The organism is Haloarcula sp. R1-2 (assembly GCF_011627385.1).
Classification (GTDB): domain Archaea; phylum Halobacteriota; class Halobacteria; order Halobacteriales; family Haloarculaceae; genus Haloarcula; species Haloarcula marismortui.
The window spans coordinates 806,186-818,875 of record NZ_JAANTG010000001.1 but is presented as its reverse complement, the minus strand read 5'-3'; the positions used below and the strand labels follow the sequence as shown (position 1 = coordinate 818,875).

Annotated in this window: 14 protein-coding genes; 9 read left to right on the top strand and 5 right to left on the bottom strand. The window is 62.8% G+C overall.

The window, feature by feature from the left end:
- Positions 1 to 9 precede the first annotated feature (9 nt).
- Positions 10 to 744, top strand: coding sequence for a proteasome assembly chaperone family protein (locus G9C82_RS04070; protein ID WP_121302736.1), 735 nt, complete (start codon positions 10 to 12; stop codon positions 742 to 744).
- Positions 745 to 869: 125 nt separating this feature from the next.
- A complete protein-coding gene (locus G9C82_RS04065) occupies positions 870 to 1,064 on the top strand; it encodes a hypothetical protein (protein ID WP_004962734.1) in 195 nt (64 codons plus the stop codon).
- A gap of 9 nt (positions 1,065 to 1,073) precedes the next feature.
- Here the strand turns inward: G9C82_RS04065 and G9C82_RS04060 are convergent, their stop codons facing one another.
- On the bottom strand, positions 1,074 to 1,295 hold the full coding sequence (locus G9C82_RS04060; RefSeq protein WP_004962731.1) for a hypothetical protein: 222 nt from the start codon (positions 1,293 to 1,295) through the stop codon (positions 1,074 to 1,076).
- 101 nt (positions 1,296 to 1,396) lie between these two features.
- Entirely contained in the window at positions 1,397 to 2,248 is an 852-nt protein-coding gene (locus tag G9C82_RS04055; RefSeq protein WP_127013436.1) for a translation initiation factor eIF-2B, read from the bottom strand.
- Positions 2,249 to 2,338: 90 nt separating this feature from the next.
- On the opposite strand from G9C82_RS04055, the gene G9C82_RS04050 reads away from it, so the two are divergent.
- Entirely contained in the window at positions 2,339 to 2,770 is a 432-nt protein-coding gene (locus G9C82_RS04050; RefSeq protein ID WP_127013435.1) for a type IV pilin, read from the top strand.
- A gap of 27 nt (positions 2,771 to 2,797) precedes the next feature.
- Here the strand turns inward: G9C82_RS04050 and G9C82_RS04045 are convergent, their stop codons facing one another.
- On the bottom strand, positions 2,798 to 3,892 hold the full coding sequence (locus G9C82_RS04045; protein WP_127013434.1) for a DoxX family protein: 1,095 nt from the start codon (positions 3,890 to 3,892) through the stop codon (positions 2,798 to 2,800).
- A 120-nt stretch (positions 3,893 to 4,012) separates the two neighbouring features.
- On the opposite strand from G9C82_RS04045, the gene G9C82_RS04040 reads away from it, so the two are divergent.
- The 4 genes from G9C82_RS04040 to G9C82_RS04025 all read left to right on the top strand — a co-directional run bounded on the left by G9C82_RS04040 (position 4,013) and on the right by G9C82_RS04025 (position 7,180).
- Entirely contained in the window at positions 4,013 to 4,492 is a 480-nt protein-coding gene (locus G9C82_RS04040) for an N-acetyltransferase (RefSeq protein WP_004962720.1), read from the top strand.
- A gap of 39 nt (positions 4,493 to 4,531) precedes the next feature.
- Positions 4,532 to 5,710: a DNA primase small subunit PriS gene (priS, locus tag G9C82_RS04035; RefSeq protein WP_011222943.1), complete on the top strand. Its 1,179-nt coding sequence runs from the start codon at positions 4,532 to 4,534 to the stop codon at positions 5,708 to 5,710.
- On the top strand, positions 5,707 to 6,645 hold the full coding sequence (locus G9C82_RS04030) for a hypothetical protein (protein ID WP_127013433.1): 939 nt from the start codon (positions 5,707 to 5,709) through the stop codon (positions 6,643 to 6,645). Before priS ends, G9C82_RS04030 begins: the two co-directional genes overlap by 4 nt.
- A 103-nt stretch (positions 6,646 to 6,748) precedes the next feature.
- Positions 6,749 to 7,180: a hypothetical protein gene (locus G9C82_RS04025; protein ID WP_127013432.1), complete on the top strand. Its 432-nt coding sequence runs from the start codon at positions 6,749 to 6,751 to the stop codon at positions 7,178 to 7,180.
- Between the two features lie 37 nt (positions 7,181 to 7,217).
- Here G9C82_RS04025 and G9C82_RS04020 read toward each other — a convergent pair whose 3' ends face one another.
- A complete protein-coding gene (locus tag G9C82_RS04020) occupies positions 7,218 to 8,303 on the bottom strand; it encodes a S1C family serine protease (protein ID WP_049944580.1) in 1,086 nt (361 codons plus the stop codon).
- 145 nt (positions 8,304 to 8,448) lie between these two features.
- Between G9C82_RS04020 and G9C82_RS04015 the strand changes: the two genes are divergently transcribed.
- Positions 8,449 to 8,712, top strand: a complete 264-nt coding sequence (locus tag G9C82_RS04015; RefSeq protein ID WP_004962707.1) for a hypothetical protein — start codon at positions 8,449 to 8,451, stop codon at positions 8,710 to 8,712.
- Between the two features lie 140 nt (positions 8,713 to 8,852).
- A complete protein-coding gene (locus G9C82_RS04010; RefSeq protein WP_127013431.1) occupies positions 8,853 to 11,432 on the top strand; it encodes a heavy metal translocating P-type ATPase in 2,580 nt (859 codons plus the stop codon).
- On the opposite strand, the gene G9C82_RS04005 is transcribed toward G9C82_RS04010, so the two are convergent.
- Positions 11,429 to 12,625: an ABC transporter substrate-binding protein gene (locus tag G9C82_RS04005; protein ID WP_127013430.1), complete on the bottom strand. Its 1,197-nt coding sequence runs from the start codon at positions 12,623 to 12,625 to the stop codon at positions 11,429 to 11,431. The genes G9C82_RS04010 and G9C82_RS04005 overlap by 4 nt on opposite strands.
- Positions 12,626 to 12,690: the final 65 nt, after the last annotated feature.

Genomic DNA, 12,690 nt, shown 5'->3' with positions numbered 1-12,690 from the left:
TGAGGTAATATGTCTTCAGATGACATCTCGGTGGTCCTCTCAGACGACCGACCACCGGTAGATACGCTGGCAGTCGGTGTCTCTGAGTACGGCCTGGCCGGCCTCACAGCCGTCGATTATCTCGCTGACCAGCACTCGATGCGCGAAGTCGGCCATCTGCGGACGTCGGAGCCGCCGTTCAGTACCCCTTTCGAGAACGGGACCCCGAGACATCACACACGGCTGTATGTCGATGAGGCGTCGTCGTTTGCTGTCTTAGTGGGTGAGCGGTTCGTGCCGCCGGCTCAGGCCGGATCGCTCGCTGGCGCAATTGCGACCGCGGGGAGAAAACTGGAGGTTTCAGACATTACGATGCTCACCGGCGTCCCCATCGCACACGGCCCGGACGACCACGTCCCGTTCTACATTGCAACGCCGATGTATCAGGAATCGTATCTCAACGACACCGACATCAGACCAATGGGAAATGGGTTCCTCGACGGACTGAGTGCCGAGCTAGTCACGCGCGGAATCGATGAGTCGCTTCCAACCGGTGTGTTCACGACGCCAACCCACCCACAAGCGCCCGACGCAGCGGCCGCAATCAGACTGCTCACTGCGTTGAAAGAGAGCCACTCGATCCAGATTGACACTGGTCCACTGGAGAACTTCGCTGCGAACATCGAGGCCCACTATCAGGCACTTGCAGAACGGATGGACGCCGCCGATTCCGACCAGTTCGCTGATGACCGAATGTACATGTAAAGGGTAAAATTTGGCACGAGTGTCCACATTTACTGGGATTTAAACTATACTAATTCCACATTGTGCGTGAACAATCAAACATTCTGCCGACACATTTTTGAGCCTACAGCGCGTTCTTTTCTTTGATGACCTCCACCGAAATCTACACGACCAGCGCGGTCGACTCAGACCCACCACCACAGACGCGGTCCAAGACATCGCTGTTCTGTCCCGACTGCGGTCACGAGAGCGCAGTGACTGGCGACTGGACAGCCGAAGCAACCGAGAACAGTTTGTTACTCCGGTGTCCGGACTGTGACACCGTCGTCCAACATCGGTAGACTACGTACTTACCCCTCGTCTTCTGTAGACGAGGAACGACTGGCGTTCTCGGTAGGCGGATTCACTTTGATGAACCCAACAACGAGATACACCACTGAGCCGGTAGCCAGTATGAGCAAGAAACCCGCTCCTGAAGAACGCTGCAGACTCACACCAACAGTGGCAAGCGTTGCAACGAGCACGGCGGTACACCGACGGATCGTCTGGCGGAGGAGGGCAGTGTCGTCCATATATGCTTCTTCACTGCCAGCAACAAGAACCTTCGAACCTGCGTTCCGTTGCCGGGACCCGCCCTGCTGGCCAGTGATGCCGGAACGAACGTACAGCAGTCTCAGTACTCGTGGACCCCGTCGTCAGTGACAACTGTATCCAGCAGGTGCGTCGGCGTGGCGTCGTAGGCCGGGTTTGCGACCTCGAATCCGTCTGCCGGCTCCCGGAGCACCTCCGACAGTGGCCGAATCTCGTTTTCGAAGGCGAATGCCCCGTCGACGTACTTTGCGGCGGCCCCGACGACCGTCACCGGAACGTCGTTGTCCGCCGCCGCCGTCGCAATCGGATACGTGCCGATGCGGTTGTACAGCGTGTCGTCGACGATGCAGTCCATGCCGACGAGCACGCGGTCGACCTCTGGCATGAAGTGCCCGGCGGCGCTGTCGACGATAAGCGTCACGTCGACCCCGTCCCGGTCGGAAAGGTGGCGCGTCATCTTTCGACCGAGGAAGCGCGGTCGGGACTCCGTAACGTACACCTCGAAGCTGTGGCCGGCTTCGATGGCGTCGTCGATGGCCGCAAGGACGGTCGAGGAGAAGTCATGCGTCAACAGCACGTCGTCATCGGCGATCTCCGACACGGCGCGGGCAGCGGCGCGGTCTTTTGACGACTCCACCGAGTCGATAACGTCGTCGATAGCCTCGTTGGTCAGTTCCTTGGCGGCCGCCACGCCGTCGGGCTCCGCATCCGAGACGGTGTTCACGATCCGGTGCTGGGTCGTATGGAGGGAGGCGTGTGAGGGGTTCGCTCTCCGGAGGGCGCTGCTGTTCCGGTCGAGCGAACGGAGGTAATCCTCGACCGTCGGGTACTCCCTGTCAGTCAGGTCCCGGAGCGCCTGGGCGGCTTTGACTGCGACCACGGAGGAACTGTGGGTCTGCATCTCCGAGATCTCCTCGACAGTCTCGTCTATCATACCGGTGGCTGTGAGTTGAACCGATATGTGTCTTCCCCTCGCCGTCGAACAGCATTTAACGCCGTCTCACATTAGGAGTGATAGACGGCTATGGGACAGTTCAGGACTGAGACAGTCGGGATGACAGAGGGCATCGGTGTCGCCGTCCTCATCGGACTGACGCTACTCGTCACGGCTATTGTCGGGCTGAACGTCCTCGTCATCGAGGACGACGACGGCGGCGGCCCGCAGGCGAATTACAGCTACGACTACATCTCAGATAATCAAGTCCTTATCGTCACACACGAACGCGGCGACGAGTTCAAAGCTGGGAACGTCGACATTCAGGGCCCTGACAATCGGGTTACATGGGCAGAAGTGGCTGGCCGAGACTCGGAGGCAACTGTCGGACCCGGCGATGTTGTGCAATTGAGCAGCGGGAGTGCCTATCAGCAACAGGTGAGGGCACAGGACACAATCACGATCTATCATAACGCGAGCGGGAATCGGACCCGGCTGGACCAGTGGAACGGCACGAACTGACCAGCACGGTCAGCGTTTCAACCCGGCTCAGTCCGCCGAAACGACGCTCTCCCGGTCGCTCTGTGCCGGCCGACCGAACCAGTCATCGAGTGAGAGCGGCCCGGCACCCATCGTGAACACCGCCGAGGCCATTCCGAACAGCGTGATGTGTGCGAGTACCGGGTCGTCAGGCAGGCCGAACAGCGTCGTGGTGAACAGGACAAAGGAGACAGCCGCGGCTCCGCGGGTCATGAAGCCGAATATCAGCACTAGGCCGACCAGCATCTCAGTCAGGCCAGCACCGAGCACCCACATGCCAGGGTCGACGGGGACGACGGCGGTGAGATTGTACTTTTCGACGACCAGAAGCGCCCGTCCGGGTTCAGCGAGTTTCTGGAACAGTCCGAGATAGATGAACGTCACACCCATGCCGACTCGGATGATGACTGGGACGTACTCACGATACGTTGCCGTTGTTGTGTCCAGAAACCCCTTGAGATGGTGCACCGGGTCAACGCGACCGTAGTAGGTCCCGTCAGTGCTGGCGACCCGCTGGAGCATATGGTCCGCGCTCGGACGACCACCGCCAAGAATCAACAGTGCCAGAAAGGCCGGCACGTACTCCATGGCGAGTACGACACCGGGGTCAACGCTCAGCGCCCAGCCGAAGGTCACCAGCCCAATCGTCGTGACAATACGGGTCGCAAGTCCGAACAGGAGTGTGAACCCCAGCCCGATAAACAGGATGCGGACGACCGGGCTCGTTGCGGGGTCAAAGGTCACCGTCGGGGCGAACAGATACCCCTGAAAACCGGCGCCGACGAGTGGCAGCCCCACGCTGAGTCGGAGCATCCACGGGACGAGGTCTGCGTAGCCGACGAGCACGTCCCGAAGGATGACGATGTCTGCAATCGTCGGTCGGACCCAGAGATACGCCGCGAGGCCGCCAGTCACAGCCAGTCCCGAGATGCCGAAAACGGCCGCATTCACCGGGTTCGATAGCACGGATATCGCAAACGCCACTGCATCAAGGGCCTCGCCCGGCCCTTCCGTCACGTAGTCGACGTGTGCCGCCGCAGGTCGCGAAAGGAGCGTGAGCACGAGCGCGACAGTGCCGATAAAACTCGGTATACGCGTGTCCATACATGAGAATTCGTGCGCTATCTACCTAATCCTGTTCGTCCGGTCCGTGAAACTGGACGCTTAGACACCCCTCTCTGTAGGCGGTGGAATTATATCCACGCCTCCACTACTTATACGGCAGTGAGCGTCAACATCGAGACACAGATCGTCGAACGCGGGGACGACGAACACGTCGACGCGGCGTGGCGGCTCAAGGAAGACATCCGGGAGTCCGACGGCGTTCTTCGGCAGCGACGGGGGTTCTTTCGCGACGCCTACCGACGGTCGACCACCTATCTCTACATCGACCGCTCCAAAGACCGCCTCATCGGCTTCGCCGCGGTTCGACGCGACGGCTACATTCTCTTTCTCGCAGTCGGTGACGAGTACAGGGGTCACGGCTTCGGCAAGCGGCTGGTGGCCCGCGTCGCCGAGGACTACGGCAGCGTGACCTGTCACGCCCGGGCGACAAATCGGGAGGCACTCGGGTTCTACAAACACATCGGCTTCGAGATCACGCGGCGCATCGACAACTACTACGAGGACGGCGGCGACGCCTACTACCTCAAACTCGGCGAGGACTCGATTACGGACAAACTGTCGAAGTTCCTGCGCGGCTAAGCGAACGCTTTTCAAGGGACCTCCCCAACGAGGTAGCCGATGGAAGAGCGGACCCGCGCGTACCTTCGTGGCCGGTTCGGCGACCACTACCGACAGGCATCCGTAACGCCGCCGCCGGCCGCGAACGAACGTGAATGGGGGTTCATCCCGTGGACCGAAGGCCCCGGCGAGACGATGGTCCGCCATCGCTCGCTGCTGGACCTCGGCGAGATCGAGGATTTCCTCGGCCGCCGGAAGCCCCGCCACGTCTACTTCTCCGCGGGCCGCTACGACGAACCGAGCGCCTCCACGATGTCGGACAAGGGCTGGCGCTCCTCTGACCTCGTGTTCGACCTCGACGCCGACCACCTACCCTCCGTAGTGCTGGGCGAGGACAGCTACGCCGAGATGCTCGCAAAGTGCAAGGACGCGTTGCGCAGGCTGCTCGACTTTCTGGAAGACGATTTCGGCTTCGATGACCTGACTATCGTCTTCTCCGGTGGCCGGGGCTACCACGTCCACGTCCGTGACGAGCGTATCCGCCACCTGGAGCGGGACGCGCGCCGGGAGGTTGTCGACTACGTCCGCGGCATCGGGCTGGAGTTCGACGAACTCGTGGACGAGGAATCCGTCGCCGGCACGGCTGGTCGGTCCAGTCCAGCCCAGAAACGGACACTCTCGACGGAAGGCGGCTGGAGCGCCCGCGCCCACCGACACATGCTCGCCGTCGTCGATGACCTGCTCGCGATGGAGGAGGCCGACGCGCTCGAACAACTGCAGGAGTACGACGGCATCGGCGAGGGGAAGGCGACGGCGGCGCTGAACGCCGCCCGGTCGAACTACGAGCAACTGGAAGCCGGCAACATCGACGTGCATCCGGCGTTCTACCAGCTGGCGAAGATTCTGCTCCACGAGGTCGTCGCGGCGGACAACGCACCGATCGACGAACCGGTGACGACGGACACGAACCGGCTCATCCGCCTGCCCGGCTCACTCCACGGCGGCAGCGGGCTGGAGGTTCAACGAATCGACCGCGACGACCTCGATGCGTTCGACCCGCTGGTCGACCCTGTCCCGGAGACGTTCCGGGGCCACGACATCACCGTTGAGGTGACCGACGGCGGCCTCGTCGAACTGGATGGCGATAGCTTTACACTGGAGGCGGGTAATCAGACTGTACCAGAGCACGTGGGCGTGTTTCTCATGGCCCGCGGGCGTGCTGAGAAGGGGAAGGAATGAACGTAGACGAGCTACAGTCCGTCCAATCGCGGGAACGCCAGACCGACCAGCTCCAGCAGCTGCGCGAGACGTTCTACGAGGACGCCGGGCAGTTCATTCAACAGCTTCGGTCGGAGCGCGACCGCGCGGCCGAGCGCGCCGAGGACCCCTTCGACTCGCCCGAGGTCAACCGCCTGACGGACGACATCAAGACCGCTGAACAGACCGTCGAAGCGGTCTACGAACGGCGCGTGGGCAAAATCGTGAAGATGGCGTCGCTGGCAGCGGCGGACATGCCGACCGAGGACGACGGTCTCACACAGGAGGAACGAGACCTGTTCGAGACGATGGTTGAGGCCATCGAATCCAACCGAGGCCACGTCCTCGATGTGATCGCGGGCGAGGCTCCGACCGGCGCGGTCGGCGACGAGCCGAACTCGGGCGAGCGACAGGCCCCTGACCCGGACCCACAACAGACGGCAGACGAGGCGACAGCCGGTGAGCCCGAGCAGTCGACGCCGGACACCGGCGTTGACGCGGCTGACATGATGGGCAGCGGTGGGGACCAGTCCCCGCCAGCAGCGGATTCCGACGCACCAACGCCGCCGCCCGAGCTGGACACGGGCAGCAACCCCACGGCCGACGGCCAGACTGACCCGGCGGACGTGCCGGCCGGCGACGACGTTCCTGCCCCGCCAGCTGAACAGAGTGCTGAGTCGACCTCCGGCCCCGCGGCGGACCCGACGCAGGCTGGCGGCGGAACGCAGTCACCAGCCAGTGCTGACACGGGGGCCGCCGACGTAGACCGGCGCACGGTCCGCATCACGGACGACGTGGGCGAGATATTCGGCGTCGACCAGCGCGAGTACGACCTTTCGACGGACGACGTGGTGACGCTGCCGGCCGATAACGCCAACCCGCTGGTCGAACAGGACGCCGCCGAGCCGTTAGAATAAGCCGATGCGATGGGGGCGAACGGGCCGCTGTGTGAAACGCCGCTGGATACCCTGTTCTGCGGCAGCGGCGGACTATTTATATACAGTCGTTCAGTTGATACGTATGAACACGCACGTCCGCATCGTTGTTGCCCTGCTCCTCGGTGCACTCGTATTTGCTGTCACGACGGTCGCGGTAACCGCTGGCTTCGAGCCACAGATAGAGTTCTCGCTGCTCATCGGACTTCCCGTGGGTGTGTCGGCCGGCCTGACCGCGCTGTTTGCCAGTTACGTCCTGCTGTGGCACCGCGATCAGGCGGCCGCCGGTACGGTTTCCGGGCGCGCTGTTCGCCTTCGGCTGGCAGCGCTGGCGACCATTGCGGACTTCGTCACGGTCACCGCGGCCGGCGTTGGGCTCTACGTGGTCCTCGGTAGGAGTCTCGGTATCAGCCTGCTTATTGCGGGGCTTCCAGTGACACTGCCGCTTGCTGCCGCCGTCGGCTACCTCGTGGCCGGTGGCAGCCGTAGCGAACAGGGTGAGGTCCAGACGCAGTAACCGCGGTCTGGACAGCGGATTCGGCTGCCGACGTTCGTTACGGCTCCGGTCTGGTCCCGAGCGTGAGTTCGACTGTTTCCTGTGCGCCGTCGCGCTCGACCAGTACGTCGACCGTCTCGCCGGGGCTGGTCTCCAGTGCAAGAAAGCTCCCCAGCGCCTGCCGCGTCGGCGTCGGGGTGTCGTCCATCTGTCTGACCACGTCACCGCCAGTGGGAATTGCTGTCCCCGAAATCGTCGTCTCCCCATCGCTTCCCTGCAGAACGCCCGCCGCCGGACCATCACTGACCACACGAGTGATATACACTCCCGACCCGGGGTCCAGATTGTTCGCCTCAGCGACTCGCGGCGACACACTCCGGAGTCCAACACCCATGTACGGGTGGTCGTAGTCGCCGGTCTGGATGAGCGACGGCACGACGCGCTGGGTGAGCGGGGCGGAGATGGCGAACGCGACGTTGTCGCCGCCACCTGAGTTGATGACACCGACCACGTCACCCTCAAGCGTGACGAGCGGCCCCCCGCTGTTGCCGGGGTTGACCGGCGCGTCGGTCTGGACCGCATCGGCGATGGAGAAGTTGTTGGCGCTCTGGAGCGTGCGGTCGACGCCACTGACAATGCCCGCGGACACTGAGCCGGATAGTCCGAAGGGGTTCCCGATAGCGACGACTTCGGTTCCGACTGTGGGTTCGGTCTCGACAAACGAGAGAGGGGTCACGTCCGGGGTCGCACCGATGCGGAGGACCGCCAGGTCGCTGTACACGTCTGCGCCGACGACGGAGGCAGTCCGCCAGCCAGTGTCAGTAAAGCGGACGTAGTACTCGTCCCCGCCCGCAACGACGTGTTCGTTCGTGACGATATGCTCGTCGTCGATGAGGAAGCCGCTCCCCTGCCCACCACGGGAGTCCTCGGCGTACACCCTGATCGAGACGACGGCATCGGCCACCTCCTGATACACGTTGGTGTAGACGCTGTCGGACTGTGCAACCGCGTCGGCTGACTCCGGCTGCTCTCCGGTGTCACTGCCTGAGTCGCTGCCGGTCCCGGGACTCTGACAGCCGGCCGTGGCTGCGACGGCTGTCCCGAGGGCTCCTAACATCGCCCGGCGAGTGAGAGACTGTTTCATACTGGGGCGTGGGTCTGTGCCGCGAAAAAGGCACGGTCAGAACTCTTTACCGCAACCAGAGTGCCTGATTGCCGTGCGCGCTGACTCTCAGTTCGGCCCGCAAGCGGGCACAAACTACAATCGTCCCGATTGCATACGGGGGCGCATGGCAGAGGATTCATCGGGAACGAACACGCCGACACCGGGGTTCGTGTTGCCCGGACTGCGATGTGGTGTCGAGATGGCACTCGTCGGGACGATTGTCCTGCTCATCGGCCTCCCGACCGAGGAACCGATACGGCTGGGAATCGTCTTCCTGTCGGCGCTACTGGCAATGACAGTGGTACTGTTCTGGGCAGTCGGCCGGCATATGCGGCGCTGGATCCGGTACGCACAGGGGAAGCCGACGCGGACGACGCCGTTCGACTGAGAGCGGCGACCGCCCCGGCTAGATGTAGAGTCGATACTGCCCGTTTTAATATCTCAACCGGAGTATTTTATTAACTTATTGCACCGTTGGACCTGTTTTTAGCAGCCGAATTAATAAGACAGGGTAGCCTAGTCCGGGTAATGACAGAGTCCGACGGTTGTTCGGATGGCGGTGCGTGTGGCGGCGCGAGTGCCGACGGTCCCCCTACAGCAACGCACTCGCACGATGGGCCCCACGTCGCACAGCTGTCCGTCCCGGAGATGGACTGTCCCTCCTGTGCGGGAAAGGTCGAGTCGAGCGTCCGTGAACTGTCTGGCATCAAGGCCGTTGACCCACAGGTAACAACGGGTCGACTCACCGTTGAGTACGACGAGACTGAGACGGACGTGGATGCGATAGCGGCGCGCGTCGAGGCGGCGGGCTACACCGTCCCAGACGACGGCGGCGAGACGCTGCGATTCAGCGTTCCGGAGATGGACTGTGCTTCCTGCGCTGGGAAGGTCGAAAGCGCGCTCGGTGGGGTCGACGGCATCAGAAGCGCCGAAACACGCCCGACCACCGGGACGGTCGTTGTCACGTACGACCGGGACGCGACGACGGAAGGAGACCTCGTGGCGGCTATCGAGAGCGCCGGCTACGAGGTCACGGAGACGACGGGCGAGGACGACACGGGGACCGGACAGCCGGACGAAAACGGCTCGCTCTGGACCAGTTCGAGAGCGCTGAAGACGTGGGCCAGCGGCGTGTTCGTGGCCTTCGGCCTCCTCTTCGAGTTCCTGTTGCGCGGCGCGAACGCGCAGGTGGGAAGCGTGCTCGGCTCGCCGCTCCACGTCGCCGATATCCTGTTTCTCATCGCGGTAGCGACCGGCGGCCAGGAAATCCTGCGTGGCGGCTACTACTCCCTGAAAAACCGGAATCTTGACATCGACCTGCTGATGTCTATCGCCATTCTGGGCGCGCTCACCGCCAGTCTGGCCTTCGGCGAGGCGCTGTATTTCGAGGCCGCGACGCTGGCGTTCCTCTTCAGCATCGCGGAACTGCTAGAGCGGTACTCGATGGACCGCGCGCGGAACTCGCTTGCGGAACTGATGGACCTCTCGCCCGACGAAGCGACGGTCAAACGTGACGGAGCCGAGGAGGTCCTGCCTGTCGATGACGTACAGGTCGGCGATGTCGTCGTCATCAGGCCCGGCGAAAAGATTCCGATGGATGGTGAGGTCATCGACGGAACCAGCGCGGTGAATCAGGCCCCGATTACCGGCGAGAGCGTCCCGGTCGACAAGACCGAGGGCGACGAGGTGTACGCTGGAACCATCAACGAAGAGGGGTATCTGGAAGTGCAGGTCACGGCGGCGGCCAGCGACAACACCCTCTCGCGCATCGTTCAGATGGTCGAAGACGCCCAGTCGAACAAGACCGAGCGCGAGCAGTTCGTCGAGCGCTTCTCGGCGTACTACACGCCGGTCGTCGTCGCCTTCGCCGTTCTTGTGACGCTTTCGTCTCCCGCCGTATTCGGGGTGGCGTGGTCGACCGCGGTCGTGCACGGACTGACGCTGTTGGTGCTTGCCTGTCCCTGCGCATTCGTTATTTCGACGCCCGTGTCGGTCGTCTCAGGTATCACCAGCGCCGCGAAGAACGGCGTACTCATCAAGGGCGGGAACCACCTCGAAGCGATGGGTGATGTCGACGTGGTCGCCTTCGACAAGACGGGGACGCTGACGAAAGGGGAACTGACCGTCACCGACGTGGTTCCGCTGAACGGGAACACCGAACAAGGAGTTCTGCAGTGCGCTCGCGGGCTCGAACAGCGGAGCGAACACCCCATCGGCGAGGCCATCGTCGCGGAGGCGGGCACGACCGGCGTCGAAAGCGCCGACGTCGATGACTTCGAGAGTATCACCGGCAAGGGCGTCCGGGCGGACCTTGACGGGACGCCCCACTACGCTGGGAAGCCGGGGCTGTTCGAGGAGCTCGGCTTCGACCTCTCACACGTTCACGCCACTACCGATGGCGGCGTCGTCACAAAAACGGCCCAGCAGCTCTGTGAGCGCAACAACTGTCTGGACCTGCTGGAAGACGCCGTCCCCGAGCTTCAGGCCGAAGGGAAGACGGTCGTCATCGTGGGCACGGACGAAGAGATAGAGGGCATCATCGCCGTCGCCGACGAGGTACGCCCGGCGGCGAAAGCCACCGTCTCACGGCTTCGAGAGCTGGGCGTTGAGCGGACGGTGATGCTGACCGGTGACAACGAACGCACTGCGGGGGCTATCGCCCGGGAGGTCGGAATCGACGACTATCAGGCCGAACTCCTGCCCGACGAGAAAGTCGCCGCTATCGATGACCTCGTTGCCGAGTACGAAAACGTCGCGATGGTTGGAGACGGCATCAATGACGCACCGGCACTGGCGAGCGCGACCGTGGGCGTCGCAATGGGGGCCGCTGGCACGGACACAGCGCTTGAGACGGCCGACATCGCCCTGATGAGTGACGACCTCTCGAAGCTTCCGTACCTGTACGAACTGGCGAACGACGCGAACGGCGTCATCCGGCAGAACATCTGGGCCAGCCTGGCGGTCAAGGCTGGGCTCGCGCTTGCCGTGCCGTTCGGCGTCGTTCCCATCTGGGCTGCTGTGCTGGCCGGCGACGCCGGCATGACAACGGCCGTGACCGGGAACGCGATGCGGCTCTCACGAGTCCGGTCGGAGAGCGGCGACGGTTAGATATCGCCGGCGCGGATGTCCGCGATTCGCTGGCGGTCATACAACGTCTCTTCGTCGTCGAACTCGTCCGGGAACAGCTGTTTTGCGGCTCGCTCTGTCTTCGAGAGGTTGATAATCGGCCCCTGGTACATCCCGCCAGCCGGGTACACAGCGCCGTTCTGCACGGCAGTGAGCTGGCTCGCTGTGTCATGGTCCTGCAGAAACGAGCGGTACGTATCCTCGAACGCCGTATCCTGGAGATGGGTGTCCGTGTACAGCAACAGCACCTCCGGATCGATTTCGAGGAGCGGCTCGTAGTCGATCGTCCCTCGGTCGGACGTGAAACTCTGGATCTCGCTCCCGGCGAGCGCATCGCTCACACCCAGGTCGCGCCAGTGCTTGTATGCCGTTCGGTCCCCGAGCCGGTACGGATAAAACGTCTCCGGCTCGGTCGACCCCGGCGAGAGGAGCGCGATTTCCGGGCGCTGGTCTTCCGGGGGGAGCCGTTCCTGCAATCGGTCGAGGAACCCTTCGTGGAGACTTGAGAGTGCCCGGAACCGGTCCTGTCGCTGGAACACCGCGGCTACCTTCTCGGTCGCTTCGTACAGGCTGAAGTACGGATAGTCCTCGTGCCAGGAGTACGTCGAGAAACTGGTGTTCCCACAGAACGGGCCGACGCGTTCGTGCATCTCCTCGACATCCGACCGGTCCCAGTTCGGGATGAGATTCACCATGTAGTTGGGGTCGATGAAGTGAACACCGGCGTCGATTTCGAGTAGTAGTTCCTTCGAAATACCGTCCTGCCAGAGTGAAACCATGTCCTCTTTCGACGGTGAAAGTCCCGGCACATCCTCGTAATGCCATGTTCGGTACTCCCCGGTGAGAACGACCGCGCTCGGTTTGGTCAGGCCGAGTGCGACGCCCATATCGGCCCAGCTGGCGTTTTCTGCGACCCACGTCTGTGGCACTGTCTCGAATGACACCTCTCCCACTGGTTCGACGGTGACGCGGTAGGGTTTGTCCGTGGCCGCTGTATCCGTTGGTTCGGATTCCGTTGTTGTTGTGGCCGTTTCCGTGGCTGTCTCCGAGTCCGACGGGTCTGAGCCGCTGCTTCCCGTACACCCAGACAACAGTCCTCCAGCGAGGACCGTCCCGCCGCAGGTGATGTATTTGCGTCGTGTCAGCTCCGACTGGTCATTTGAATTACTCGACATGATTTTAGGCTAGACTAAAAATTATAAAACGGCTTCGGTTCCCGTCCCATAGAACGCTCCCATCG

Bases quoted from the DNA above. Each gene is read 5' to 3' on its own strand.
- G9C82_RS04070 (WP_121302736.1), top strand. From the start codon at position 10: ATGTCTTCAGATGACATCTCGGTGGTCCTCTCAGACGACCGACCACCG.
- G9C82_RS04065 (WP_004962734.1), top strand. From the start codon at position 870: ATGACCTCCACCGAAATCTACACGACCAGCGCGGTCGACTCAGACCCA.
- G9C82_RS04060 (WP_004962731.1), bottom strand. From the start codon at position 1,295: ATGGACGACACTGCCCTCCTCCGCCAGACGATCCGTCGGTGTACCGCC.
- G9C82_RS04055 (WP_127013436.1), bottom strand. From the start codon at position 2,248: ATGATAGACGAGACTGTCGAGGAGATCTCGGAGATGCAGACCCACAGT.
- G9C82_RS04050 (WP_127013435.1), top strand. From the start codon at position 2,339: ATGGGACAGTTCAGGACTGAGACAGTCGGGATGACAGAGGGCATCGGT.
- G9C82_RS04045 (WP_127013434.1), bottom strand. From the start codon at position 3,892: ATGGACACGCGTATACCGAGTTTTATCGGCACTGTCGCGCTCGTGCTC.
- priS (WP_011222943.1), top strand. From the start codon at position 4,532: ATGGAAGAGCGGACCCGCGCGTACCTTCGTGGCCGGTTCGGCGACCAC.
- G9C82_RS04030 (WP_127013433.1), top strand. From the start codon at position 5,707: ATGAACGTAGACGAGCTACAGTCCGTCCAATCGCGGGAACGCCAGACC.
- G9C82_RS04025 (WP_127013432.1), top strand. From the start codon at position 6,749: ATGAACACGCACGTCCGCATCGTTGTTGCCCTGCTCCTCGGTGCACTC.
- G9C82_RS04020 (WP_049944580.1), bottom strand. From the start codon at position 8,303: ATGAAACAGTCTCTCACTCGCCGGGCGATGTTAGGAGCCCTCGGGACA.
- G9C82_RS04015 (WP_004962707.1), top strand. From the start codon at position 8,449: ATGGCAGAGGATTCATCGGGAACGAACACGCCGACACCGGGGTTCGTG.
- G9C82_RS04010 (WP_127013431.1), top strand. From the start codon at position 8,853: ATGACAGAGTCCGACGGTTGTTCGGATGGCGGTGCGTGTGGCGGCGCG.
- G9C82_RS04005 (WP_127013430.1), bottom strand. From the start codon at position 12,625: ATGTCGAGTAATTCAAATGACCAGTCGGAGCTGACACGACGCAAATAC.